This window comes from Photobacterium profundum (assembly GCF_003026285.1).
GTDB classification, from domain to species: Bacteria; Pseudomonadota; Gammaproteobacteria; order Enterobacterales; family Vibrionaceae; genus Photobacterium; species Photobacterium profundum.
Genome location: NZ_PYOD01000001.1, coordinates 587,531 through 613,406, shown reverse-complemented (window position 1 = coordinate 613,406; position 25,876 = coordinate 587,531). Strand labels below are relative to the sequence as shown.

The window sequence follows — 25,876 nt, the reverse complement described above, 5'->3', positions numbered from 1 at the left end:
TTAAAGAGTGAAGAATTTTAAATTAAGTCGACTGTCATTACTTATTATTACCTGCTTACCCTTTATCGCCAAAGCTGGGGTAACAGATGGTTTGGAATTAATTAGCAGCGAATCAACAGACATAAAAAAAGAGATTCATGAGCAAACAGATAACTCTCGTATTTATTTGAAAGAAGGTGCTATTTGGGCGACCCGAGATATTACCAAAGTCGATCCCGTATTAAATATTAGCCTGAGTGATGAGGTTGAAATTGAAAATGATGCGATAAATAGCAACCTGAATTTTAATGTTCAAACCAACTATAGCTACTATGTAAAAAAATGGCAGTTAGAGGTTTATCAAGGTAAAGATAGCCACTTGTCTCAACCGTTAGCGACACTTTCCGGAGATAAACTAAGTAATGATTTTGATATCGATTGGGACGGTAAAACCCAAACTGATTATAAATTTAAATCTGGAAGGCAGTTGCTGTTTCGCCTAAAAGTTTGGGATAAAGATGGAAATATGGATATATCAACGATAGGTGTTGCCGACATGGTAAAACCTACGAAAGAAGTTGATATCGATAAGTTTGATGATGAAGACGATAAGAATGGGCGTAGTTACGGCGAAGCAAAATTAATGCGCCATAACATTCCCACATCTTCAGGCATGGCGAAGCTGATGGGTACCGGCTTAAAAGGCATTGATAAAGTTTATATCGGCGACGATGAATATGATATTGAAGATAATCGTCTCTATGTTGAACAATATTTACCGACAGATGCATACATGTTTCCTGTACGTGTTGAGTACGATAACGGTGATGAACGGAAATATCAGTTATTTGTCCGAATTCCGGATACTTACTATTCGCAAGCAGGTATAGCCGATTTATACCTAGGTAAAAATCGCGTATCGGGCAATAAAGACGTACTTGGTGTTGATGAACAATACCAAGGTGATATATACAACCGTGGTCGTTTAGCCTACTTCGGTGAAGGTAAGTTTGGCGATAAGCTGCGTGTAGTTGCTCATGTTGATACTAAAGAAGCTGCGCTAAAAGACATGTTCAAAAATCCGTTTGCAGCCGATGAAACCACAGTATTCGATATCGTAGAAGATGACGATGAAATGTATTACGGTAACTATGGCGATAATGCCAATATTCAGAAAGTCGTTAATACCAAAGGTAAGGTTTATCTTGATGTGCAATATGATAAATCACGCTACTTATGGGGCAACTACAACACAGGTGTAACGGGCACAGAAACGGGTGGTTATAACCGTAGTCTGTATGGCTTCAAAGGGGATTACCGCACCCGTGAAACCACCAAGTTTGGTGACGATAAGCTAAATATTGTTGGTTTTGCATCACAAGCCGATAGCCTGTACTCACATGATGAATTTTTAGGTACTGGCGGTAGTCTGTACTTTTTACGCCATGGCGAAGTTGTACCCGGAAGCGATAAGGTATCGGTAAAAGTCATTGATAAAGATACTAATATTGCGGAAAAACAGGTGTATCTCCAATCAGGGCGTGATTATGAAATTGATGAATACCAAGGTCGCTTAATTTTAACCCGTCCACTTTCCGACATCGTCGGCGATGACTTTGGCACCGTGATTGACAGCGGCCCTCGTGGCGATTTAGAAAATTACCTAACGGTTGATTACGAATACGTACCTGAAGGGTCTGACGCTATTGATAAGATGGCAACGGGCGGGCGGGTTAAAGGTTGGGTAAACGACAATGTTGGGGTTGGTGCGACGTATGTACAAGAGGAAAAAGACGACCAAGATTATGAAATGTATGCCAGCGATTTAACCTTGCGTGCGACAGAAGGGACCTATTTAAAAACAGAGTTTGGTCATAGTGAAGGTACGCAAGCAGACAGTAACTTTGTGTCTTTCGATGGTGGTTTGAGTTTCGACGAGGTGAGTTCTGGTGCAAAAGTGCGAAAAGGCGATTCGATTGAAATTACTGGTGTTGCTAGCCTTTATGATCTTATGCCCGATACATTTGGCGCGGTAGGCAATGACGTTCGTGGTTGGTACAAAAATAAAGATGCCGGGTATTCATACGCCAGTCAAACCGACGATTTGGCACAAGAAGCTTACGGTACGCAACTTCGATTACAAACCGGAGATAAATCGCAGGTATTGGCGCGCTATAAGCATATTGAAGAACAAGAAGAAAATGGCGATATCACCACTGATACCGACGAAATCGAGCTAGAAACCCAATATATGGTGACAGAGCACGTCAAGGTTGCAGTTGCCGGAAAGCATATTGAAGAGCTGAATAACCAAGATGAAAAGGGGGATGGCGATCTTGTGGGGGCACGTGTTGAGTATATTTTTGATGACGATAACAGCGTGTACGCTAAAACCCAGAAAACCATCAACCAGAGCAGCAGTTATGATCAGAACGACAGCGTTACTGTGGGGGCCGAAACTAAAATTACGGAAGATTGGACCTTATCTGGCGAGTATACCAGTGGTGATCGAGGCGATGCAGCAGAAGCAACAGTTAACTACGATGTAACGGACGATTACAGTACCTACGTAAGCTATGTAGAAGATGAATATGATGATAAAAACAATATTGTCTTTGGTCAGAAAGCGACGCTCACAGATACGATAGATGTTTATCAAGAAAACCAATTTGTTGATGAAAATAATGGCAAAGGGCGGATTGATTCGTTTGGTTTCGACTATGATATGGATGATGATATTGAAGCGGGAATCGCTTTTCAGCAAGGCACCATTGATTACCCTGATGAAGTGGGGGTTGAGCGCAAAGCAACAAGTTTGTACGTCGCCTTCGATCAAGATAACTACACTCTAAAAGATAAAGTTGAGTACCGTGTTGATGATGGTGAAGAGAAAATTCGTCAGTACGTTACCACCAACCGCTATACCCACCATTTGACCGACGAATACACACTGTTTGCTAAATTCAATTACTCCAAATCAGAGAATGCCACTTCAGATGAAGTGGTCGAGCGCTTTATCGAAAGTAATATGGGGGTAGCGTACCGTCCAATTTTTAATGATCGCCTTAACTTTTTAACTCGCTATACCTACTTGGTTGATTTCGACAATATGAATCGTGATGTCGATTATAAAGACGAGAAAAGCCACATAATAGAAGGTGAAGCCATCTACTCAGTGGATGCACATATCGATGTGGGGGCCAAAGTTGCCTACAAGAAAAAAGATGAAATCTATACGCGCGAGTCTGGTGCTGATGTGCCAGTGAAGAACGATATTTTCCTGACGGGTTTAAGCGCAAGTTATAACGTGATGAAAAGCTGGGATGTCACTGGCGAATACCATTGGAAAAAAGATCAGGAAAATGACCAGCTTGAACATGGGGCATTAGTATCAGTGAATAAGCATATTAACGACAACATGAAAGTGGGGGTTGGCTATAACTTCTCGAGCTTTGAAGATGATCTCGTACATGACGATGATTATGACGCAGAAGGTATCTTTATCAATGTTGTTGGTAAGTTCTAAATAACATGGCTAACCGCCTATACGTATTTACAGGATCTATAATGAAAGTTTTTTTACGCACTGTTTGTATAACATTGCTACTAACCCTGCTGGCTGGCTGTGCCACAGATACTTATGTCAGTGATGAAAATATTGATAAATTTGATGACCTATCGGTGAAGAAGTTTCTGATTGCAGAAATACAGCCGACAGTGGAGCCTGAGAAGAAAATCTACCTATCATTGGTGTCGCATTTCGATTTTGATAAATCTATTTTGAAGCCTGAAGATATTGCGGAATTAGATGATTTTATTGCTAAAGTTATCAACTTGAAAGGGCATATCGTTATTGCGGGGCATACGGATTATCAAGGCTCTGATGATTATAATGAAAAGCTATCATTCCGCCGCTCTACAGTAATCCAACAGTATTTATCTGCGCGTATTTCAGTAGAAAATTATACGTTTGAAGTCGCGTATTTTGGTGAAAATAACCCCATAGTTAAAGCACACAGTCTAAAAGCAAACGCCCTTAACCGACGCGGTATTGTTATTTTTACGCAAGCTTAATTAAGTGACTTAGCTAGGTGAAGCAAAAAAGAGAGGCATCGTGATGCCTCTCAATATGAAATCCATTTCTAGCAGTGATTATCGAAGGTTGGTATTAGCCCTCGTTTTAATTATTCTATTGGTAATAATCTTAACAGTGGGAATGCTGCTTTAAGCTGATTATGACTAACAATGAAACCTGCGAGGTCGCCAGTTGTTTGGTTAAAGGCTTTGGCAACTAAGCCTTCAGGTTCTTGTTTTACTTCCCAAGTTAAATTATCGCTGGTGGTATCGCCCGATAAATGCAGCGGTAGCCAAGGCGTTTTCACTTTCACTAAACTAGCTGGCAGTTGAACTGGCGTTGGTGATCCGAGTAATGTTTTTGCTAATGCCATAGCACTTAACATGGTTGGCTGTAAGAAAGCTCTTACCTTGCCATTTAGTTCGGCACAGTCGCCTAACGCATAAACATTGTTTACTGACGTTTGCATCTGCTGATTAACCAGAATCCCCTTGGCAACATCAATACCTGATTCCTGCGCTAATTGTGTATTAGGTGCTAGACCCATAGCAGCAATAATGACGTCTGCATGTTGATAAGATCCATCTTGCAACGTCACAATCAATTCCTGATGGTGGCGGGTAATCGTTTTAACGTCTTTGCCTAGCTGTATATCGACCCCTTTTTCTTGCATGGTTTGATATAAATTGGCACTAATAAATGACGGTAATAACGTTGGCATAAGGCTGGTGGCACGATCTAGCAATGTCACCTTTTTACCTGATGTCGCTAAATCCATCGCGATTTCAGTGCCAATTAAACCTGCACCAAGCACGAGAACAGACTTCGCTGTTGCTAGCTTACCTTGCTGCTCTTCATATTCCATTAGGCTGTTTAATGTGACGATCTCGTTTGTTCCATTACCAGAAAATGGTGGAACAAAAGAGGTTGCGCCTGTCGCCAGCACCAAATCAGAGTAGCCGACACAGTGGTCATTAAAATGAACCACCTGTTCTGAACTGTCTATCGCCTTTACTCGGGTATTAGCAATTAAAGTGATGTTGTTCGTGCGAGCAAAGTCGTCAGCTGTTTGCTTAATCAGATCATTAGCGGTTTGCTGCTGACTGAATACATGGCTTAGGTCAGGCTTTGAGTAATCGTCACCATTATCAGCGGTAATAACCGTAATAGGGGTTAGCTCATTTTGTTTGCGTAGTGATTTGACCAATTGATAAGCCGCGAAACCACTACCGATTATAACAATATGCTTATTCATACTATTGCCTTAGTTAATGGGTTCGAATACTTGCTTGCCAATACCACATTCAGGACATAAGAATGAATCGGGTACTTCTTCCCATGCTGTTTTGGGTTCAACACCTTGATTAGGCTCGCCTAGTTCTGGATCGTATATCCACTGGCACACAGTACAAATTTGTTTCTGTTTTTGATCTGTGTTGCTAGACGTTGTGGTGCTGGTTACTTCTTGTTGCACGGCTGCCGTTTCATTGGTTGCTGGTGTTACGGTTTCTACAGCAGCTTGAGGTACTACAACGCTGCGAGGTGCAACATTAAGTTCGTTTATCGCGGGTGTAGTCGCAGTTACAGTAAGGGGCTGTAACGCCCATTCACGAGCAATTTTACGACCGTGTTCGCGACACTCTTCCATTGCATTTGAATCTGGGCGCCATTTGGTTTTTAACCCGACAGTAGTAAAGAAGCCCGCATCGGTTAAACGAGAGTGAATACGATCGACAGCACCACCGTTCCAACCATAACTACCGAATGCACCGGCCTTTTTTCCTTTAAAGCGTAAGCCCGTAATTTCTTCTAACATGCCAGCGACTTTTGGCATCATCACATTGTTCATGGTTGATGAACCGACAAGAATACCTTTAGAACCAAATACATTAGTTAGTATTTCATTCTTATCATGACGAGAAACATTGAAGATTTTAACCGCAACATTTGGGTCAGTTTCGGTGATACCTTGAGCGATACCATCTGCCATCATTCGGGTGTTATTAGACATTGAATCGTAGAAGATAGTGATTTTGTCTTCTTTATATTCATTGGCCCACTCAAGATACTGTTCGATAATCTGAGTAGGGTTATCACGCCAGATAACACCATGAGATGTCGCAACCATATCAACGGGAAGATTAAAGCTTAACACTTCATGAATCTTGGCAGTAACAAGCGGGCTAAACGGCGTTAGGATATTGGCATAGTAGCGTAAGCATTGTTCCATCAGTTCGTTTTGCTCAACTTCATCGTTGAACAGACGTTCGTCACAGTAGTGTTGACCAAAGGCATCGTTACTGAAAAGTACTGCGTCTCCTGTCATGTACGTCATCATACTATCAGGCCAGTGCAGCATTGGTGTTTCGATAAAGACGAGTGATTTACCATTACCAATATCAATGCTATCGCCAGTTTTGACTACATTGAAATTCCATTCAGGGTGATGGTGGTGACCAGTAATAGAATCAATGGCATTTTCAGTACAGTAAATAGGTGTGTTTGGGATCTTGCTAAGTAACACAGACAAAGCACCAGCATGATCTTCTTCAGCATGGTTGATGACGATAAGATCAATCTCGTTTAGGTCGATTTCTTGCTCTAGTTGTTGGACGAAATCGTAGCTAAACTTATGATCAACGGTATCAATTAACACGTTTTTACCTTCACGGATCAGGTAACTGTTATAGCTCGTTCCTTTCAATGTTTTGTATTCAGTGCCATGAAAATCTCGAACTTCCCAATCGCGCTGACCTACCCAGTGAATATTGTTCTTAACGTGAATAGACATAATTCCAACCTATAATTCCGATAACCTGTATTTTGAATGCATGTTATACCTGAGTGTTGGTTATGGCAATAGTAAACATGTATAAATAATACATGTTTAAGATATCATTTTGATTTATAAGAATTTAAATTTTAAAATGGTTTGTTATGATTTCAGGAGGGAAGTGTTAGTTGAAAGGTGGCGGGTTACTTAAATTAAAAATAGGTATAAAAAAGGCTGGTCGAAACCAGCCTTAAAAGAGTCTGTACAGCCAGCTTATAGTTGGTCTGTTAGCTTTACTGCATCGCCGATGTAGTTAGCTGGTGTCATTTCTTTAAGACGTGTTTTCTCGTGCTCAGGAAGCTCAAGACTGTCAATAAAGTTGCGCATACCTTCGCCATCAACACGTTTGCCACGAGTTAGCTCTTTTAGCTTCTCATATGGCTTTTCGATAGCATAGCGACGCATTACTGTTTGTACTGGTTCAGCTAATACTTCCCAGTTTTTGTCTAGCTCTGCTTCTAGCGCTGCTTGGTTAACTTCAAGCTTGCTAATACCTTTTAGCGTCGAAGTATAAGCAATGATTGCATAACCACAACCAACGCCTAGGTTACGAAGCACTGTTGAGTCAGTAAGATCACGCTGCCAGCGTGAAACAGGTAGTTTCTGTGCTAGGTGCGAGAAGATTGCATTAGCTAAGCCTAGGTTACCTTCAGAGTTTTCGAAGTCGATAGGGTTAACTTTATGCGGCATTGTTGAAGAGCCAATTTCACCCGCAATTGTTCTTTGCTTGAAATGACCTAGAGCAATATAGCCCCATACGTCACGGTCAAAGTCTAAAAGAATTGTGTTGAAACGAGCAAAGCCATCGAATAACTCTGCGATGTAGTCATGCGGTTCAATTTGAGTTGTGTATGGGTTCCAAGTAATACCTAGCGACGTTACAAACTCTTCGCTGTACTGATGCCAGTCAACTTCAGGGTAAGCAATCACGTGTGCGTTGTAGTTACCTACTGCGCCGTTAATTTTACCTAGAATTTCAACGTTTTCGATTTGCTTGAATTGACGTTCCATACGGTACGCAACGTTAGCCATTTCTTTACCCATCGTAGATGGAGAAGCAGGCTGACCGTGTGTACGTGAAAGCAATGGAATCTCGCGGTACTCATTTGCAAGCGTTTTAATTGAATCAATAACGTTACGCACTTCAGGTAACATTACTTTTTCACGTGCTTCAGTCAGCATAAGAGCGTGAGAAAGGTTGTTGATGTCTTCTGATGTACATGCGAAGTGAATGAATTCATTCACAGCGTGTAGCTCAGGAAGCTCTGCTACTTTCTCTTTCAAGAAATATTCAACAGCTTTAACGTCGTGGTTAGTTGTGCGCTCAATAGCTTTAATGCGTAGTGCATCTTCTTCACTAAATTCAGTAGCAACACGATCTAAAAATTGATTTGCTTCATCACTAAATGCAGGAACTTCTACGATAGCATCAGTTGCAGCCAGCTTTTGTAGCCAACGGATTTCAACGATAGTGCGGTATTTTAGCAGACCAAATTCGCTGAAAATGCTGCGAAGTACACTTGTTTTACTTCCGTAACGGCCGTCGACCGGGGAAACAGCAGTCAGAGCTGACAGTTCCATGTTGTATCTCTCCTGATTTATGAGGATGTGTAAACATCGCTGCTCTTATTTTGAGAATAGGAGCAGCGAGAAAAAATAAAATAATTAACTGCGAGCCAATAAAATTTTGGCTTGCTCAACCATTTGCTTACGCCCGAAAATTAAATGACGACGCTTACCACCAACCTGACGCCATAACACTGCACCACGAACAGCTGCAAGCAATAATGCTCGCACTTTATGCTGTACTTGTTGCTGTTGAAGATGTGCTGGCGCACCTGTTACCTGAATTCGAGGGCCTAGAGGGCTGATAATATCAAGGTAAATACTGGCGATATTGCTAACCATTTGATCATCTAATAAATCAAAATGATCTTTCTGACGTATGATGACATCAATGCGGTCACCAAGCTGACCCATGCTATCGCGTCGACCTGATAATTTACGTTCAAGTGCCATCACACTCACTAAGTAGCGAGTAATTTCACTGCCTGTTGGTGAGCTATCGATTTCTTGCGATAAGGTTTCAAGACCAAGCCGTAGATTGCTCTCGTTACCATAAATTTCAATGGTATTAGAAGGGTTTGTTACAGTAATACTGTTCAAACAAGCTTCTAGAATTTCGCGATCACAGTTGCCATTTTGTGCAACTAATTGAACCAACTTTACTGCTTGGCAGATGCTGGCAAACGCGATTGTACGGTCATATAAGGTGTGTGCCACTGGTGACGACTCCTTTAGATTCGCTGCTCAATAATACCGCCGCCTAAACAGATCTCATTACTGTAGAACACAGCAGATTGACCTGGTGTAACCGCGATTTGAGGTTCGTCAAAAATAACTTTGATATTCTCATCATCGATAGGGATGATGGTACAAGGGATATCTTCTTGACGGTAACGGGTTTTCACTGTGCATGTCATTGGTTGACGAATTGGTTGACGATCTACCCAATCTAATTGAGATGCGACTAAACCATTCGATTTTAGGCGAGGGTGGTCTTTACCCTGACCCACAATTAAGACATTACGCTTAAGATCTTTATCAACTACATACCACGCATCTTCAAGACCGTTTCCGCCTTTTTGGCCACCAATATGTAGACCTTTACGTTGGCCTAGCGTGTGATACATCAAACCTTGATGCTCACCGATCACCTTTCCTTCATCAGCGGTTTCAATTTTACCCGGCTGTGCTGGAAGGTATTTGCCTAAAAATTCAGTGAATTTACGCTCACCAATAAAGCAAATACCTGTTGAATCTTTTTTCTTGGCTGTGATCAAGTCTTGCTCTTCAGCGATACGGCGTACTTCAGGTTTTTCCAATTCACCCACAGGGAATAGGCTACGAGCAATTTGTTCATGGCTCAACGTATACAAGAAGTAGCTTTGATCTTTATTGCCATCAACACCGCGTAGCATTTTCGGCTTTTCGCCTTCAGCTGTAGGGAAACTACGACGTGTGTAGTGACCCATTGCAATGTAATCCGCTTCTAGAACTTCATCGGCAAACTCTAAAAACGCTTTAAATTTGATCTCTTTATTGCAAAGGATATCCGGGTTTGGAGTACGACCTGCTTTGTATTCAGCTAAGAAATACTCGAATACGTTATCCCAGTACTCAGCTGCAAAGTTAATGGTATGAAGGTGGATACCCAATTTGTCACATACAGCTTGTGCATCAGCGAGATCTTCTGCGGCAGAGCAGTATTCTTCGTTATCATCTTCTTCCCAGTTCTTCATGAACAAACCTTCAACTTGGTAACCCTGTTGAAGTAGTAAGTAGGCTGATACCGATGAATCAACGCCGCCGGACATGCCGACAATGACTTTTTTCTGGCTGTTATCTGACATATTTCTCTTCAGTCGCAATTTAGTGTTAAGAGCGTAATTCTAACAGAAAGCTATCTGTCGAAACAGACCGAGAACAGAATCACACTTTAATAATTTAATCGTTTTTTTTCATGGCTGAGACAAATTTGTTTCATTGTGTAAAAAGAACCGAGAAATTGACAATATGCTGTATATAAATAATTTTATTTTGTTAAACGTAATGCTTTATTTTTCAATGGCGCAATCGTTTGCTATTTGCGGGCAATAATAGTGTAAGTCTGGGGGAATGTGTAGCTTTTTATTATGGGTTTGATGACAAATTGTGTCAGTTATAAATTGGTCGTTGGAGCGACCAATTTATAACATAACGGCTTAAATTATAGAATTTAGCGTATTTGTGTATTAGGTAATGTCACTTCACGCCACTCACCTGGCGCTAAATCATCAACCGTCCAATCAGCCATTTTATAACGAATTAGGCGTAATGTAGGAAAGCCAATATGAGCCGTCATACGACGCACTTGTCGGTTTCGTCCTTCGCGCAGGGTAAGCGCAAGCCATGTGGTTGGAATATTTTTCCGTTCACGAATTGGGGGGGTACGATCCCAAATCACGGGCTGTTCCATGCGTTCGATATCTGCTGGTAACGTTAGCCCATCTTTTAATGTGACACCTTTGCGAAGCTGTTCCAAATCGTCATCACTTGGCACACCTTCAACCTGAACCCAGTAGGTTTTAGGCTGCTTAGATTGTGGTTGTGTTAAACGCGCTTGAAGAATGCCGTCATTAGTTAAAACCAATAAGCCTTCGCTGTCTTTATCCAGTCGCCCTGCAGGGTAAATATCTTTGATAGATATATAATCTGCCAGCGTTTTATCGCCTGGTTCACCCGAAAATTGAGTCAACACATTGAAGGGTTTGTTAAATAAAATGATCTTTTGCGGTCCGCGAGGTCGCTTCGGGTTTGATATCTTTCTTGATGCTCGACGCTCATTATTGGCACGTTGAGGTTGACGAAAAGGGGTATTTGGCTTCATAAATAGCTGCTGTACTGGGGATTAGTAAATCGACATGCCTATTATACGCGAAAATAACAGTATTGGCGTGTCGATAAAATTTCGAGTATGATTTGCGCGCATCTTACAAAAAGATAACAAATGGACGCTAGGAGATTTAAATGGATAGTAAAGTAGTTGTACCAGTCGAAGGTCAGAAAATCACATTGGATTCTGAAGGTAAACTGGTCGTTCCTAACAACCCGGTAATCCCATACATTGAAGGTGATGGTATCGGTGTTGATGTAAGCCCTGCAATGATCAAAGTTGTCGATGCGGCAGTAAATAAAGCTTATGCAGGTGATCGCAAGATTGAGTGGATGGAAATCTACACAGGTGAGAAATCAACTCAAGTTTATGGCGAAGATGCATGGCTACCGCAAGAAACTTTAGAGTTCATTCGTGAATACAAAGTCGCAATCAAAGGTCCACTAACAACTCCAGTTGGTGGCGGCATTCGTTCTCTAAACGTTGCTTTACGTCAGGAACTTGATTTATATATCTGTGTACGTCCTGTTCGTTATTTTGATGGCGTACCTAGCCCAGTTAAACGTCCAGATCTAACAGACATGGTAATTTACCGTGAGAACTCTGAAGATATCTATGCTGGCGTTGAATACCAAGCTGGCACTGCAGAAGCAGATAAAGTCATTAAATTCCTACAAGATGAAATGGGCGCAACTAAAATCCGTTTCCCACAGCAATGTGGTATCGGTATTAAGCCGGTTTCAGAGGAAGGCACTAAGCGTCTAATTCGCGCAGCACTTCAGTACACAATTGATAATGACCGTGACTCGCTAACGCTTGTACACAAAGGCAATATCATGAAGTTCACTGAAGGTGCCTTTAAAGATTGGGGTTACGAAGTAGCTCTACAAGAGTTTGGTGCTGAGTTATTGGACGGTGGTCCATGGATGACGCTTAAAAATCCAAATACTGGTAAAGAGATCGTTATCAAAGACTGTATCGCTGATGCATTCTTACAACAGATCCTACTTCGCCCTGCTGAGTACGATGTAATTGCAACCATGAACCTTAACGGTGACTACGTTTCTGATGCACTAGCTGCACAAGTTGGTGGTATCGGTATCGCACCGGGTGCAAACATCGGTGATGGTGTTGCATTGTTTGAAGCAACTCACGGTACTGCACCTAAGTATGCTGGACAAGATAAAGTAAACCCAGGTTCACTTATTCTTTCTGCTGAAATGATGCTTCGTCATATGGGTTGGCTTGAAGCTGCTGATTTGATCATCAGTTCAATGGAATCAGCAATCAGCAACAAGACTGTGACTTATGACTTCGAACGCCAAATGGAAGGTGCTACCTTACGTAAGTGTTCAGAGTTTGCAGATGACATGATTGAACACATGTAATTGTAAATCTCTTACTCTGTAAGATATTTGAGGCTCAGCTTAGGCTGGGCCTTTATTCTATGCTATCTCAGGCAAAATAACGTTTGTTACACTCTTTTCTTTCCCTCTTTCAAATCTCGATGATTTCCTGACCATAGTACTGCTGCATATTAAAGCAGTTCACTTGTAAGTTATGAAGATATAAAGGCAATCAGTGCGTTTACTCTCAATTCTTCTTTTATCTGCTTTGTCTCGATTTGCTCTTGTTCTTTTTTCGCCTATGATAGACGTATATGATGATTCTCTTAGAGGAACATTAACCAATATTTGTTAATAGTGTTGTTAATAAGATGTGTTGGAGGTCATTCATTTTTTATTCATGAAATATTTATTGATTTTAGTGAATAATATGAGTTGCCGATGTAAATATGATTAATCAGGTGAGTGGGTAGGTAAGCGGTATTTTCAATGAAAAAGGCGAGCTAATGCTCACCTTAGAAATTGATGCGATAGTTTTCAGTGACTATTTTGTAAGTTCACCTTCAACTGGAATGATCTCGCTAGCATGGTGACCTTTAGGCCCTGTTTGAATCTCATAGTTGACCTGTTGGCCGGCTTTGAGAGTTCGATATCCATCCATTTGAATAGTTGAATAGTGCGCAAAAATATCGCCTTCACCCTCTTCTGGGCAGATAAAACCAAAACCTTTGGCGTTATTAAACCATTTAACTGTACCTGTTGCCATGCTTTACATCCCTCTTGCATTCAAGATCCATTTAACTACTAGTGTACAAGGTATTCCTTCTATTCTTGCATACTAATGCTGTTTTGATGCAGTTTATATCTACTACAGGTTACACTTTAGTAAAAAGAGCTAGACAGTCAAGTGCATATTGTAACATTTTGATAAAATCTTTTTTTTCTGGGCCTAGATATAGCAAGCGCTTGAACTAATGACTAAGATGAGATTATGAGTAAGTTATACGAATGGATTATTCCTGAGTCAGATGTATTAGATAAGGAAGAAGCTCAGGTTAAACCACCAGCGATGTACAAAGTTGTTTTAAACAATGATGATTACACTCCGATGGATTTTGTGATAGAAGTGTTACAGAAGTTCTTCTCAATGGACATGGAGAAAGCCACACAGTTGATGCTCAACGTGCATTACGAAGGTAAAGCAATTTGTGGAACCTTCACTGCTGAAGTCGCCGAAACAAAAGTGGCACAAGTGATGATGCACGCAAGAGAGAATGAACATCCGCTACTGTGTACGATGGAAAAAGCTTAATTTTTCCGGCACGCCACTTTGAGTGGTATTTAGGGGAGGTGCCTTATGCTAAATAAAGAACTAGAAGCTAGCTTGAATGGTGCATTTGCACGAGCAAGAGAAAAACGTCATGAGTTTATGACTGTTGAGCATTTGCTTTTGGCTTTGCTTGAGAATGCAGCTGCTCAGGAAGCTCTGCTTGCGTGTCGCGCAAATCTCGATGTATTGCGTAAAGAGCTCGACTCATTTATCGAGCAAACAACTCCTCTCATTCCTGCTGATGATGAGAGCCGCGAAACACAACCTACACTGAGCTTTCAACGTGTACTTCAACGTGCCGTTTTTCATGTGCAATCTTCAGGTCGTAGTGAAGTAACAGGTGCTAACGTTCTTGTCGCTATTTTTAGTGAACAAGAATCCCATGCGGCATACCTCCTCAAGAAGAGTGATATTAGTCGTCTTGATGTGGTTAACTTTATTTCTCATGGCACTGTGAAAGACAGTGACAATGATGATTTAAATGGCCCTGAAGTTGGCTCTGAAGAACCAAGAGCTGAACAGTCGTCTGAAGACAAGCTAGAGAACTTTGCAACGAACCTTAATCAGTTAGCCCGTGCTGGTGGTATTGATCCGCTTATCGGTCGTGACAGTGAGCTTGAGCGTACTGTTCAGGTGCTTTGTCGCCGAAGAAAGAATAACCCTTTGCTAGTGGGTGAAGCTGGTGTGGGTAAAACCGCGATTGCTGAAGGGTTGGCATGGCGTATTGTTGAAGGTCAAGTGCCTGATATTATTCAAGATTGTGTGATTTATTCTTTAGATATAGGTTCTTTGCTTGCAGGCACTAAATATCGTGGTGATTTCGAAAAGCGTTTCAAAGGTATTCTGAAGCAGCTTGAGAAAGAAGATCACGCTGTATTGTTCATTGATGAAATTCACACCATTATTGGTGCGGGTGCCGCATCTGGTGGGCAAGTCGATGCTGCGAACCTTATCAAGCCATTACTGAGCAATGGTAAGTTACGCTGTATGGGGTCAACGACGTATCAGGAATACAGCAATATTTTTGAGAAGGAACGTGCATTATCACGTCGTTTCCAAAAAATTGATGTTATTGAGCCTTCGCTTGATGATACGACAAAGATTTTGATGGGGCTGAAGCCTAAGTATGAAGCGCACCATGAAGTTCGTTTTACCAATAAAGCGATTCGTGCCGCTGTAGAGCTATCTGCGAAATATATCAATGAACGTCATCTACCTGATAAAGCAATTGATGTTATTGATGAAGCGGGTGCGCGTTGCCGTTTAGCACCAGCAAGCCGTCGTAAGAAAACCGTTAATGTTAGCGATATTGAATCGATGATTGCCAAAATGGCACGTATTCCAGAGAAATCTGTGTCTTCAAGTGACCGTGATGTACTTCAGAAGCTAGACAGCAAACTGAAGATGCTGGTATTTGGTCAAGATGATGCCATTGATGTACTAACCGAAGCTATTAAACTGAGTCGTGCTGGGTTGGGTGCAGAGAATAAGCCTGTTGGTTCCTTCTTGTTTGCTGGCCCTACTGGTGTAGGTAAAACTGAGGTTACTGTTCAGTTAGCACGTACTATGGGTATCGACCTGCTGCGTTTTGATATGTCGGAATACATGGAGCGTCATACTGTGAGCCGTTTGATCGGTGCGCCTCCTGGTTATGTGGGTTATGATCAAGGCGGTCTGTTAACCGATGCGGTAATCAAGCAACCACACTCTGTTGTATTGTTAGATGAAATTGAAAAAGCGCACCCAGACGTCTTTAATTTGCTTCTGCAGATTATGGATAACGGTACGCTAACAGATAACAATGGCCGTAAGGCTGATTTTCGTAATGTCATTTTTGTTATGACAACCAATGCCGGCGTTACAGAAACAGTGCGTAAGTCGATTGGTTTGATTCAACAAGATCATAGTCATGATGCAATGTCGGAAATTAAGCGTGTATTTACACCAGAATTCCGTAATCGTTTAGACAGTATTATTTGGTTTAATCATCTTGAAAAAGATGTTATCCATCAAGTGGTTGATAAGTTCATCGTAGAGTTGCAAGCACAGCTTGATGCGAAGGGCGTATCAATGGAAGTGTCTGATAATGCACGTGTTTGGTTAGCTGAAAAAGGCTACGATAAGGCGATGGGTGCACGTCCGATGGCGCGTTTGATTCAAGACCGCTTGAAGAAGCCATTAGCGAATGAACTATTGTTCGGCTGTTTAGTTAACGGTGGCTCGGTACGTGTCGATTATATTAATAATGAGTTGGATTTCCAATACAACAGCAACAATGAATTGGAAGCTGCACACTAATCATTCATTGCTGAGTTAGCAGTAAATAAAAACCGCCTTCGAGGCGGTTTTTTTATCTGAAGACAATATGGTCACAATGTTGAAAGCTCAACAAACCTTAAGTTTCAGGTAAAATAAAACCTAGCACTTGGCTAGGTTTTATTTGCAGTCTAATCTTGGTGAAAGATTAACGTGCGCGGAAGACGATGCGGCCTTTAGTAAGGTCGTATGGAGTCAGTTCCACGGTAACTTTATCACCAGTTAGAATACGGATGTAGTTCTTACGCATTTTACCAGAGATATGAGCGGTAACAACGTGACCGTTTTCTAGTTCAACGCGGAACATCGTGTTAGGTAGTGTATCTTGTACAGTACCTTGCATTTCAATTACGTCTTCTTTTGCCATTGAATCCTCTTAGGCTACCTGCCATTCTTCTGATCGGGCAAGATAATGCCTTGAAACTGTTTGAGTGTAAAGTTTAGGACGCAATTCTACCCTTGCCAGTACACTTTGTCAGCTTTTGTTGCGGTCTAAAGTCTCTTTTATCTGTTTTTTGCCAAAATACATTCATTTGTAAGTGCTGAATTGTTTGGATTTTCACCCAGCTGTTTGTATGGTGAACAGTTATTGCCAGTCGCCCAGTATTAACTTCTGGTGTGGTTGGAATCTGACTTTGTAATTCATCGCTTTACAGCCATCAATTTGATAGCCCGGATAAAGCCATTTTCGACCCGTCTGCTGACTATATTGAATTTGATAAAGAACGCATAGAGTACCTAAAGATAGCGTGGAATCGGGTTCAAAAAAGCTATATACAGCACTGAGGGCATTCTCAAATACGTCGGTCACCGCGATGGCAATAAGCTTATCATCATCGTAGACATGCAAAAACAAAGTATCCATCCACTCTGCGGTGCAAAAATCAAAGAATTGCTCTTTATTCGCAGGGTACATTGAGCCTGTAGAGTGGCGTAAACGGATATATCTTTCATACAGTGGAAACCACTCTTCATCGAGTTGAGCTTTAAACTCCCAGCGGAATTTTTTCATTTGATTTAGCTGGCGCTTTTGGCTCTTAGAGGCGACAAAATTAGGGCAATCGACACGTAGAGGGGTGCATGCACTACATAGTTCACACATTGGCTTATAGACAGCTCTACCGCTGCGACGATAGCCTGACGAGAGTAATATGTTATAGCCTACAGGTGATAGCCAATGTTCATCCATGACCACCCCTAGCTGCTCTTGCTCGTTAGGTAGGTAGTTGCAGTCGGAGTTTGGTGTGAGGCCGATGCGTAAAGAAAGGTTATTCATAAATCTCTTTATTCAATAGGTATTTTGAGCGTTTGAGGAACAAAACTATTTGGTTTAATTATGGCAGCTCTTTGCTGGTGCAGCTGTTGCATAAACGGTGCTCGTGGAATTTCTAGTGCGCCAAGTGACTCCAAATGATTGTTCATCACTTGGCAATCAATGAGGGTGCCACCTTGATCTGAAAAATGGCGGCAAAAAAACCATAGTGCAATTTTTGATGCGTTATCGGCTAATGAAAACATTGATTCACCACAAAACACTGAACCGATTTGTAAACCATAAAATCCACCAACGAGTTTATCTTGGTGCCAAACTTCTACCGAATGGCAGTGTCCAAGGTTGTGCATCGTTTGATAAGCTTGGATCATATCTTCGGTGATCCATGTTTCTTCAGGACTTCGACAGTCGGCACATTGGCGAATAACGTCATGACAGGCATTATTCAGTGTGATTTGGTATCCTGATTTTCGATAGAACTTTCGTAAGCTCTTACTGGGCTTAAATTCGTTAGGCAGAAAGATGGCACGCGGGGCAGGGCTCCACCATAGAATAGGTTCACCATTAGAGTACCAAGGAAAAATACCTTGGCGGTAAGCCGCTAACAAACGGGCTGGTTGTAGATCACCTCCAAAAGCAAGTAAGCCATTGGGTTCATCAAGTGCGGTTTCAGGTTTCGGGAAAAAAGTATTTTCCGGGTCAAGTTCCGGTAGGTAAATTGCCATAAAACTCAATTGTTCTCGTTAAATAGTCTTTAAAAGAATACTTTTTAGTTAAAAATTAGCGTCAATGGAGAAATTATATATGAGAAAATTTTTATTGTTACTGCTAATGCTTCCTTTGATCGTAACAGCGGCACCGTATAATCGAAATGAAGCGCGACCAGTAAATGACGTTGTTTTTGGCCAGGTTGAATCTGTTCGTTATATCACCCAACAAGAAGTGATTAATTCACAACGAAACGGCTGGGAAACATTGCTAGGTGGTGTGGTGGGTGGCTTGATTGGTAACCAATTTGGTGGTGGTACAGGTCGAGAAGTCGCTACCGCGGTAGGTGCTGTTGCGGGGGCCGGTATTGCTCATAATCGCCAGCAAGGGCAAACCGTTATTGAATATCGTTTAGTTGAAGTGCTGATTAAAACCGATCAAGGTAAGCTCATTGATGTTATTCAAGATGTTGATCAAACCTCTGTGTTTAATCGAGGTGACAATGTGCGGATTCTCTACTTCAATGATGGCGTAAGGGTTGATAAAGAATTTTAATCAAGAAAATGAGATTTATTCTTGAAAGATAAAAGTGAAAAAGGCGAGGAATGTCCTCGCCTTTTGTTTATCTCGGTATCGAAACCTACTGTCTAAGGTAAACTAGATACGGTTACACAATTCAGTATATCGACCACCAGCGGCGATCAGCTCTTGGTGTTTACCGCGTTCGATGATTTCACCTTCATCCATTAAGCAAATATGATCCATTTGCTCTAGACCAACTAAGCGGTGGGTAATGAATAAGACGGTTTTATCTTTCGCATGCTCTAGTAACAGGCTTAAAATCTGTTGTTCGGTACGACGATCAAGACCTTCTGTTGGTTCATCCAGTAGAAGGATAGGCGCGTTATGAAGCAGTGCCCGTGCAATACCTAAGCGGCGACGTTCACCACCAGAGATCTGGCGGCCACCTTCACCTAACCAAGTATCTAACCCTTTATCTTCAAGCAAGGTTTCTAGCCCAACATGCACGAGTGATGCTTTGAACTCTTCATCTGTGCCTTCAGGTTTCGCCAACACAAGATTTTCACGTAATGAGCCATTAAACACATCAACCCGTTGGCTAACGACGGTAATCGCTTTACGAAGAGATGTTTCATGCCATAAGGGTAAAGCAACACCATCAATGCTGATTTGCCCTTGCTGTGGATCCCAATTACGGGTGATTAGCTGAAGCAAGGTTGATTTACCGCAACCAGTACGCCCGAGCAATGCCAGCTTTTCACCTTTTTTAAGCTTGATAGAGACATTACTAACAACAGGCTGTTCACTATCGTGGTAGGTGTAACTGATATTATCAATACTGATATCACCGTGAACGACAGCTTGATGCCCATTAGGATCAAATTGCGTATCAGGCGTTGCTTCAATAATTTCATTTAAACGACGTGCTGAAGTCAGTGTCTGCCCCAAGTATTGGAAAGCACCTGCGACAGGCATCATCATTTCAAAGCTTGCCATTGTCGCAAAAGCTACCATGGCAATGAAGGGATCAGGCATTGCTCCGCCAACACCATCAGCGGCAATCCACAGAATTAGTACTAGCGTCCACCCTGTCGCAGCCATCAGTATTGCATTCGCGAATCCTGTTAGGCTTGCCATTTTGCGTTGTGCTGCGAGTAATTTTTCTTGCTCGCTTTCTGCTTCTTTACGGTAACGGTCTTCTGCATTGAACAGAAGTAACTCGGCATGGCCTTGCAACCAGTCAAGCAGCTTCACTCGGTAATTGGCTTTGGCATAAGTCAGTTCTTCACCGTTAGATTTTCCTAAGCGGTAAAAAATAACGGGTAGCGCTAGCATGAGCGATAAAAGAACGGCACCCAGCGTTAAACCAATGGTTAAGTCAAACCAAGCAAGAAAGCCTGTTACTGCTAATAACCCGATAACACCAATAACAAGAGGGCTAACAAGGCGCAAATAAACATGATCCATTGCGTCAACATCAGCTACAAGACGGTTGAGCAAATCAGCATCACGCAGATTTGTCTGACGACCAGGAATTAATGGCGTAAGTTTTTTAAAAAAGAATAAACGCAGGTCGGCAAGCAGTTTGAAAGTTGCATTATGACTTACAACTCTTTCTCCCCAGCGACCAGCGGTTCTTGCCATCGAGAAGCCACGAACACCGGCTCCGGGTAACATGTAATTAAATGTTTGTCGGGCAATAGTTAAGCCAGCTACAGCAGATGCTGAGATAAACCAACCCGATAAGGTGAGAAGGCTAAGCCCTGCAAGTAAAGTCAATAAGCCGAGTATCATACCTACAGTTAAGCCAAACCAGTGCTTACGGTAAAGCTTTAGGTAAGGGACTAAATCACGCATCGAGATCCCTCTTATCAGTATGTGCCAACATGTCAGCGAGAAGGCCTTCATGACTAATTTGATCAAAATGACCATTTTGAACCAGCTTGCCATTGTCTAAAACAAGTACACGGTCGATTGCTGATAGTTGATCTAAACGGTGACTGACCATCAACGTTGTTTGACCCTTAACGGCTTGCGCCAAGCTATCAAGTACCAATTTTTCACTGTTTGCATCAAGGCTTGCAGTGGGCTCATCCAGTAACCAAAAAGAACCGTTTTGTAGCATGGCACGTGCAACAGCTAATCGCTGAGCCTGGCCAACCGATAACCCACCAGAGCGATCACCCACACGATGCTGGTAGCCTTTTTCTAGTCGGTCAATAAACTCACTGGCATAAGCTTGTTTCGCCACTTGAGCAATATGTTGTTCAGTTGCTAATGGATTACCTAGCGTAATGTTGTCGTGAATTGTACCGTGAACCAATAAAGGGTTCTGTCCAACCCAGCTAATTGCCTGACGCCATTGATTGTGATCAAGTTCATTCAGTTCAATGCCATTAATTTTTAAACTACCACGATAAGGTAAAAAGCCGAGTAGGGCATTCAATAAGCTAGTTTTGCCAGCACCACTAGGGCCAACAAGCGCAACTTGCTCTTGGGAGTGAATAGAAAAGCTGAGCGGACCCGCTAGAATTTGTCCTTCCGGACTGAGTACTTCTAAACCGGTAGCATGAAGCTCTATTGTTTCGGGTGACGGTAAGTTTGTATCTCCAGCCTTCATCTCATCAGCTTCTGCATTTAGAAATTCAACAATCGATTCTGCTGCGCCAATTGCTTGTGCTTTGGCGTGGTAGAACGTACCTAAATCACGCAGAGGTTGATAAAATTCGGGAGCAAGTACCAAGATAAATAAGCCAGTGAATAAGCTAATTGGAATACCGTAATGCCCGAAGTTTAATTCGCCAATGAAAGCAAAACCAAAATACACCGCAACAATAGCCACTGAAATAGCAGAGAAGAACTCTAAAACCGCAGAGGATAAGAAGGCAAGGCGCAATACTTCCATTGTGCGTTTGCGTAACACAGTTGATGCAGCATGGAGGTTTTCCGCTTCCGCTTCAGCTCGATTAAACAAACGTAACGTTGATAAGCCTTGCAAGCGGTCGTAAAAGTGCCCTGAAAGACGCTGGAGTGCTTTAAAGTTACGACGGTTAGCATCAGCAGCACCTAAACCCACAAGTGCCATGAAGATAGGTACAAGCGGTGCTGTAATTAAAAATATTAACCCTGCAGCCCAATTGAGAGGGAAAACCGTCACTAAAATAATAACGGGGACTAAAACTGCAATTGACATCTGAGGCAGGTAGCGAGCAAAGAAATCTTGCATCTCTTCTACTTGCTCAAGCACAAGGCTTGCCCAGACACCCGCAGGCTTCCCTTTGATATAGGCTGGGCCTAAATTATGGAGGCGATCTAGTATGAGTTGACGAATGTGTAAGCGAATTTGTTCGCCACAGCGGTATCCTGTTATTTCACGTCCCCAACTACATGCAGCACGAAGGGCAACTACAACGATCAAACCAATAAACTGATTAATCAGCTCAGATTTGTCGGTATGTTCCATGATCAGTTCATGAAGAATATTAGCAAGAAGTGCGGCTTGTCCGACGAGCAGTAATCCAGAAAGGAAACCCAGCCCAATAGTGAGCATTAACCAGCGTTTTGCTAGTTTGCTTTGTTCTTTTAACCATTTGGTTAAATTTTTCTGTATTTGTTTATCCATATAAAAGATATCGTTTTTAAATGGTGTACAGCGAATGCTGATGTTGAGCAGGCTGAAAGAATCTGGCCGCTATTGAAGATAGCGGCCAGGGTAAGATTATTATTTTTGTTGTTCTAGTGCGTCTAAGTAACGTTCGGCATCTAATGCGGCCATACAACCAGTACCCGCAGAAGTGATTGCTTGGCGGTATGTGTGATCCATAACATCACCAGCGGCAAAAATACCTTCTACGCTGGTTTGAGTAGCATTACCTTGTGTGCCAGATTGCACACCGATATAGCCATTTGCCATTTTTAATTGACCTTCAAAAATGGCCGTGTTTGGCTGGTGACCAATCGCAATGAATGCACCCATTACGTCTAAATCTTCTGTCGTATTAGACTGAGTATCTTTAATACGTACACCAGTAACACCCATTTCATCACCCAGTACTTCTTCTAGAGTACGATCGGTGTGAAGAACAATGTTACCGTTTTCAACTTTATCCATAAGACGCTTAATCAGAATTTTCTCTGAACGGAACGTATCACGACGGTGGATTAAGTGAACTTCAGAGGCAATATTCGATAGGTAAAGTGCTTCTTCAACAGCAGTATTACCACCACCGACGACAGCCACTTTTTGGTTACGGTAGAAGAATCCATCGCATGTTGCACATGCAGAGACGCCACGACCTTTGAAAGCTTCTTCAGATTCTAAACCTAAGTATTTCGCAGATGCACCTGTAGAGATGATTAACGCATCACATGTGTATTCGGCATTGTCACCTTTTAAACGAAAAGGGCGTTGGCTGAAATCAGTTTCATTGATGTGATCAAAGATGATTTCAGTTTCAAATTTTTCAGCATGTTCTTTCATGCGATCCATTAATGCCGGACCCGTTAAACCTTCCGCATCACCCGGCCAGTTTTCAACTTCTGTGGTTGTCGTTAGCTGACCACCTTGCTGCATGCCTGTGATCATAACGGGATTGAGGTTTGCACGGGCTGCATAAACCGCCGCTGTGTAACCAGCAGGGCCAGAACCAAGGATGAGTAGATTACAATGTCTTACGTTACTCATTACTTCTCCAGGCTGAATGAGATGATTTCTTATTGAAGGCTGATTGTAGGTAAAATGATGACGTAAAGAAAGAGCCCAATCAATAATACCAAAAGTTACTGATTTAACTGATCCAAAAGCCTTAATTGCTGTAGGTGTATTGCTACTTATTCACTCTGATATAGAGTTTAACAACATGTTTATTTATCAGTTGAACGAAATAAATATCAGTTAAAGACAAAGTAGCGTGAAACGCGGTGGGAGGATAGTGGGTAAAAATGGAAAATCAGTTAGCAAATTTTCCATTTTACAGTAGAAAGCTTAGATAACTTTCTTCTTTATTATACCTATCGCTTATATGGTTGATGGTTTACAAATCAGTGCATACTAAGGGCAGTTACGGGATCGGTATAATGGAGGTTGAACGTATCTGCAATTTCTTTACTCGTGACTTTGCCATGCATAATGCTTAGGCCTTTCAAGAAACCTTCATCATCATGAAGTGCTTTTTTGTATCCTTTGTTGGCAAGGTTAATGATATAAGGCAAAGTGGCATTATTTAAAGCAAAGGTTGATGTGCGAGCAACAGCGCCCGGCATATTAGCAACACAGTAATGGACAATGTCATCGATTATAAAGGTTGGATCAGCGTGTGTTGTAGGATGAGAGGTTTCAAAGCACCCCCCTTGATCAATCGCGACATCAACCAGCGCAGACCCTGATTTCATCATTTTAAGGTGAGCGGCAGTAATTAATTTTGGCGCTGCTGCACCAGGGATCAAAATAGCACCAATAATCAAATCGGCCTGTACAACTAACCTATCAATGGCTTCTTTTGTAGAATAAATAACTTTTGCTTTTCCTTGAAACTCAGCATCTAATGCGCGTAACGTATCAATATTCTTATCGAGTATTGTCACGTCAGCTCTCATACCTACAGCCATTCGTGCTGCATTTGAACCTACAACACCGCCACCTAAAATAACGACCTTTGCAGGCTCGACCCCCGGAACACCACTTAACAGTAACCCTCGTCCACCGCGCGAATTCTCTAATGTTTGGGCGCCAGCTTGAATAGACATGCGCCCTGCAACCTCAGACATTGGCGCTAATAGTGGTAATGTACCCTTATTATCTGTTACGGTCTCATAGGCTATGCATATTGCTTTACTTTTTATCAGGTCTTCTGTTTGTGGGAAATCTGGTGCGAGATGAAGATAGGTGAATAAAATCTGTCCTTCGTGTAACATAGTTCTTTCTACTGCTTGAGGCTCTTTTACTTTAATAATCATCTCTGATCTGGTAAAAACTTCTTTAGCGTTAGAAATAATGGAAGCTCCTGCAGCTTGATAGTCAGCATCTGTGAGGCCAATACCAGCACCGGCATTGGTTTCTATGACAACTTGGTGGCCGAACGAGATAAGTTCGCGAACGCTAGCTGGAATCAGACCAACACGGTACTCGTGATTTTTGATTTCTTTTGGTACACCAATGATCATACTGTTACCTCCGTGGTCTACTAGTTTTTGTTGCTAGTGACGAGGTTAAAAATACGGATCTAAAGGCAGTATAGTTTGACTATAAGAGTATTTGATTCTAAATATTAGAAAGTTGTAGTATATTTTTTTGCAAGGAAGTAAGAAGGTGGAATAAAAAATGGTAGATACCAAAAAGAAACCATCCAAGGAATTGGATCGCATTGACCGCAACATATTGAACGAACTACAGAAAGATGGCCGCATTTCAAATGTTGAGTTGTCTAAGCGTGTAGGACTTTCTCCAACACCATGTCTTGAGCGTGTGCGTCGACTAGAGCGACAAGGTTACATCAGCGGTTATACAGCGTTGCTGAATCCTCAATTTCTAGATGCATCTCTACTTGTATTTGTTGAAATTACACTAAACCGTGGTGCGCCTGACGTTTTTGAACAATTTAATAAATCAGTTCAAGAACTTGAAGACATTCAAGAGTGTCATCTAGTTTCAGGTGATTTCGATTACCTGTTGAAGACTCGCGTATGTGATATGTCTGCTTACCGTAAACTGTTGGGCGAAACCTTACTTCGTCTGCCTGGTGTAAACGACACGCGTACTTATGTTGTGATGGAAGAAGTTAAGCAAACCAATAATCTGGTTATCAAAACTCGCTAATGGCTTTGTGATCCATCGTAAGATGGTTATTTAGTTACATTGTGGCTGAGTAAAGAATTGAATCGAGCGGCCTAGTGCCGCTCGATTTGTATCTATTGCATCGTGGTTTAAACATTAACGAATTGCATGATTATTATTCAATTCATTAAGCATTAGTACGAATTGACAAAAGGATGAATTTTTTCGAGGGATAAACGTCTACAATAGGGTGTTTTCTTGTGGTTAATAATATTAAGCCATTTATC

The 25,876-nt window shown here is 41.8% G+C and carries 21 protein-coding genes; 7 read left to right on the top strand and 14 right to left on the bottom strand.

Annotated features, from left to right (window positions below):
• The first annotated feature begins 7 nt into the window (after positions 1-7).
• Both C9J48_RS02680 and C9J48_RS02675 read left to right on the top strand, forming a co-directional pair.
• Entirely contained in the window at positions 8-3,505 is a 3,498-nt protein-coding gene (locus C9J48_RS02680) for a TonB-dependent receptor (protein WP_006231256.1), read from the top strand.
• A gap of 41 nt (positions 3,506-3,546) precedes the next feature.
• On the top strand, positions 3,547-4,053 hold the full coding sequence (locus C9J48_RS02675) for an OmpA family protein (RefSeq protein ID WP_006231255.1): 507 nt from the start codon (positions 3,547-3,549) through the stop codon (positions 4,051-4,053).
• 110 nt (positions 4,054-4,163) lie between these two features.
• On the opposite strand, the gene norW is transcribed toward C9J48_RS02675, so the two are convergent.
• The 6 genes from norW to C9J48_RS02645 all read right to left on the bottom strand — a co-directional run bounded on the left by norW (position 4,164) and on the right by C9J48_RS02645 (position 11,316).
• A complete protein-coding gene (gene norW / locus C9J48_RS02670; RefSeq protein WP_006231254.1) occupies positions 4,164-5,309 on the bottom strand; it encodes an NADH:flavorubredoxin reductase NorW in 1,146 nt (381 codons plus the stop codon).
• Between the two features lie 9 nt (positions 5,310-5,318).
• Positions 5,319-6,845 carry an anaerobic nitric oxide reductase flavorubredoxin gene (gene norV / locus C9J48_RS02665; protein WP_006231253.1) on the bottom strand — a complete coding sequence of 509 codons (1,527 nt, stop codon included), beginning with the start codon at positions 6,843-6,845 and terminating at the stop codon, positions 5,319-5,321.
• Positions 6,846-7,100: 255 nt separating this feature from the next.
• Positions 7,101-8,468: an adenylosuccinate lyase gene (gene purB, locus C9J48_RS02660; RefSeq protein ID WP_006231252.1), complete on the bottom strand. Its 1,368-nt coding sequence runs from the start codon at positions 8,466-8,468 to the stop codon at positions 7,101-7,103.
• Positions 8,469-8,552: 84 nt separating this feature from the next.
• Positions 8,553-9,170 carry a high frequency lysogenization protein HflD gene (hflD, locus tag C9J48_RS02655; RefSeq protein WP_006231251.1) on the bottom strand — a complete coding sequence of 206 codons (618 nt, stop codon included), beginning with the start codon at positions 9,168-9,170 and terminating at the stop codon, positions 8,553-8,555.
• A gap of 14 nt (positions 9,171-9,184) precedes the next feature.
• Complete coding sequence (gene mnmA, locus C9J48_RS02650; protein WP_086004189.1) at positions 9,185-10,312, bottom strand: tRNA 2-thiouridine(34) synthase MnmA; 1,128 nt, start codon at positions 10,310-10,312, stop codon at positions 9,185-9,187.
• A gap of 353 nt (positions 10,313-10,665) precedes the next feature.
• A complete protein-coding gene (locus C9J48_RS02645) occupies positions 10,666-11,316 on the bottom strand; it encodes a pseudouridine synthase (RefSeq protein ID WP_006231249.1) in 651 nt (216 codons plus the stop codon).
• A gap of 140 nt (positions 11,317-11,456) precedes the next feature.
• Here C9J48_RS02645 and icd point away from each other — a divergent pair, with 140 nt between their 5' ends.
• Positions 11,457-12,710 carry an NADP-dependent isocitrate dehydrogenase gene (gene icd, locus C9J48_RS02640; RefSeq protein WP_006231248.1) on the top strand — a complete coding sequence of 418 codons (1,254 nt, stop codon included), beginning with the start codon at positions 11,457-11,459 and terminating at the stop codon, positions 12,708-12,710.
• Positions 12,711-13,212: 502 nt separating this feature from the next.
• Here the strand turns inward: icd and cspD are convergent.
• On the bottom strand, positions 13,213-13,434 hold the full coding sequence (gene cspD, locus C9J48_RS02635) for a cold shock domain-containing protein CspD (RefSeq protein ID WP_006231247.1): 222 nt from the start codon (positions 13,432-13,434) through the stop codon (positions 13,213-13,215).
• 225 nt (positions 13,435-13,659) lie between these two features.
• Between cspD and clpS the strand changes: the two genes are divergently transcribed.
• Together clpS and clpA are read left to right on the top strand one after the other, a co-directional pair.
• Positions 13,660-13,980 (top strand): ATP-dependent Clp protease adapter ClpS, encoded by a 321-nt coding sequence (gene clpS, locus C9J48_RS02630; protein ID WP_006231246.1) that lies wholly within the window; start codon positions 13,660-13,662, stop codon positions 13,978-13,980.
• Positions 13,981-14,025: 45 nt separating this feature from the next.
• The gene (gene clpA / locus C9J48_RS02625; RefSeq protein ID WP_006231245.1) at positions 14,026-16,296 is read left to right on the top strand and encodes an ATP-dependent Clp protease ATP-binding subunit ClpA; all 2,271 of its coding nucleotides are present in this window, start codon (positions 14,026-14,028) and stop codon (positions 16,294-16,296) included.
• A gap of 166 nt (positions 16,297-16,462) precedes the next feature.
• Here the strand turns inward: clpA and infA are convergent, their stop codons facing one another.
• From infA to aat, 3 genes are all read right to left on the bottom strand, one after another.
• Positions 16,463-16,681 (bottom strand): translation initiation factor IF-1, encoded by a 219-nt coding sequence (gene infA / locus C9J48_RS02620; RefSeq protein ID WP_006231244.1) that lies wholly within the window; start codon positions 16,679-16,681, stop codon positions 16,463-16,465.
• A 219-nt stretch (positions 16,682-16,900) separates the two neighbouring features.
• Positions 16,901-17,590, bottom strand: coding sequence for an arginyltransferase (locus tag C9J48_RS02615; protein ID WP_006231243.1), 690 nt, complete (start codon positions 17,588-17,590; stop codon positions 16,901-16,903).
• An 8-nt stretch (positions 17,591-17,598) separates the two neighbouring features.
• Positions 17,599-18,312, bottom strand: a complete 714-nt coding sequence (gene aat / locus C9J48_RS02610) for a leucyl/phenylalanyl-tRNA--protein transferase (RefSeq protein WP_006231242.1) — start codon at positions 18,310-18,312, stop codon at positions 17,599-17,601.
• 79 nt (positions 18,313-18,391) lie between these two features.
• On the opposite strand from aat, the gene C9J48_RS02605 reads away from it, so the two are divergent.
• On the top strand, positions 18,392-18,850 hold the full coding sequence (locus C9J48_RS02605; RefSeq protein ID WP_006231241.1) for a glycine zipper 2TM domain-containing protein: 459 nt from the start codon (positions 18,392-18,394) through the stop codon (positions 18,848-18,850).
• Positions 18,851-18,952: 102 nt separating this feature from the next.
• Here the strand turns inward: C9J48_RS02605 and cydC are convergent, their stop codons facing one another.
• From cydC to ald, 4 genes are all read right to left on the bottom strand, one after another.
• Positions 18,953-20,674, bottom strand: a complete 1,722-nt coding sequence (cydC, locus tag C9J48_RS02600; RefSeq protein WP_006231240.1) for a heme ABC transporter ATP-binding protein/permease CydC — start codon at positions 20,672-20,674, stop codon at positions 18,953-18,955.
• Entirely contained in the window at positions 20,667-22,439 is a 1,773-nt protein-coding gene (gene cydD, locus C9J48_RS02595; protein ID WP_006231239.1) for a heme ABC transporter permease/ATP-binding protein CydD, read from the bottom strand. Before cydD ends, cydC begins: the two co-directional genes overlap by 8 nt.
• 99 nt (positions 22,440-22,538) lie before the next feature.
• Entirely contained in the window at positions 22,539-23,501 is a 963-nt protein-coding gene (gene trxB / locus C9J48_RS02590) for a thioredoxin-disulfide reductase (protein ID WP_006231238.1), read from the bottom strand.
• Between the two features lie 356 nt (positions 23,502-23,857).
• Positions 23,858-24,979: an alanine dehydrogenase gene (gene ald, locus C9J48_RS02585; RefSeq protein ID WP_006231237.1), complete on the bottom strand. Its 1,122-nt coding sequence runs from the start codon at positions 24,977-24,979 to the stop codon at positions 23,858-23,860.
• Between the two features lie 157 nt (positions 24,980-25,136).
• On the opposite strand from ald, the gene lrp reads away from it, so the two are divergent.
• The gene (gene lrp / locus C9J48_RS02580; protein ID WP_006231236.1) at positions 25,137-25,631 is read left to right on the top strand and encodes a leucine-responsive transcriptional regulator Lrp; all 495 of its coding nucleotides are present in this window, start codon (positions 25,137-25,139) and stop codon (positions 25,629-25,631) included.
• Positions 25,632-25,876 lie beyond the last annotated feature (245 nt).

Bases quoted from the DNA above. Each gene is read 5' to 3' on its own strand.
- C9J48_RS02675 (WP_006231255.1), top strand. From the start codon at position 3,547: ATGAAAGTTTTTTTACGCACTGTTTGTATAACATTGCTACTAACCCTG.
- norW (WP_006231254.1), bottom strand. From the start codon at position 5,309: ATGAATAAGCATATTGTTATAATCGGTAGTGGTTTCGCGGCTTATCAA.
- norV (WP_006231253.1), bottom strand. From the start codon at position 6,845: ATGTCTATTCACGTTAAGAACAATATTCACTGGGTAGGTCAGCGCGAT.
- purB (WP_006231252.1), bottom strand. From the start codon at position 8,468: ATGGAACTGTCAGCTCTGACTGCTGTTTCCCCGGTCGACGGCCGTTAC.
- C9J48_RS02645 (WP_006231249.1), bottom strand. From the start codon at position 11,316: ATGAAGCCAAATACCCCTTTTCGTCAACCTCAACGTGCCAATAATGAG.
- icd (WP_006231248.1), top strand. From the start codon at position 11,457: ATGGATAGTAAAGTAGTTGTACCAGTCGAAGGTCAGAAAATCACATTG.
- cspD (WP_006231247.1), bottom strand. From the start codon at position 13,434: ATGGCAACAGGTACAGTTAAATGGTTTAATAACGCCAAAGGTTTTGGT.
- clpS (WP_006231246.1), top strand. From the start codon at position 13,660: ATGAGTAAGTTATACGAATGGATTATTCCTGAGTCAGATGTATTAGAT.
- clpA (WP_006231245.1), top strand. From the start codon at position 14,026: ATGCTAAATAAAGAACTAGAAGCTAGCTTGAATGGTGCATTTGCACGA.
- infA (WP_006231244.1), bottom strand. From the start codon at position 16,681: ATGGCAAAAGAAGACGTAATTGAAATGCAAGGTACTGTACAAGATACA.
- C9J48_RS02615 (WP_006231243.1), bottom strand. From the start codon at position 17,590: ATGAATAACCTTTCTTTACGCATCGGCCTCACACCAAACTCCGACTGC.
- aat (WP_006231242.1), bottom strand. From the start codon at position 18,312: ATGGCAATTTACCTACCGGAACTTGACCCGGAAAATACTTTTTTCCCG.
- C9J48_RS02605 (WP_006231241.1), top strand. From the start codon at position 18,392: ATGAGAAAATTTTTATTGTTACTGCTAATGCTTCCTTTGATCGTAACA.
- cydC (WP_006231240.1), bottom strand. From the start codon at position 20,674: ATGCGTGATTTAGTCCCTTACCTAAAGCTTTACCGTAAGCACTGGTTT.
- cydD (WP_006231239.1), bottom strand. From the start codon at position 22,439: ATGGATAAACAAATACAGAAAAATTTAACCAAATGGTTAAAAGAACAA.
- trxB (WP_006231238.1), bottom strand. From the start codon at position 23,501: ATGAGTAACGTAAGACATTGTAATCTACTCATCCTTGGTTCTGGCCCT.
- ald (WP_006231237.1), bottom strand. From the start codon at position 24,979: ATGATCATTGGTGTACCAAAAGAAATCAAAAATCACGAGTACCGTGTT.
- lrp (WP_006231236.1), top strand. From the start codon at position 25,137: ATGGTAGATACCAAAAAGAAACCATCCAAGGAATTGGATCGCATTGAC.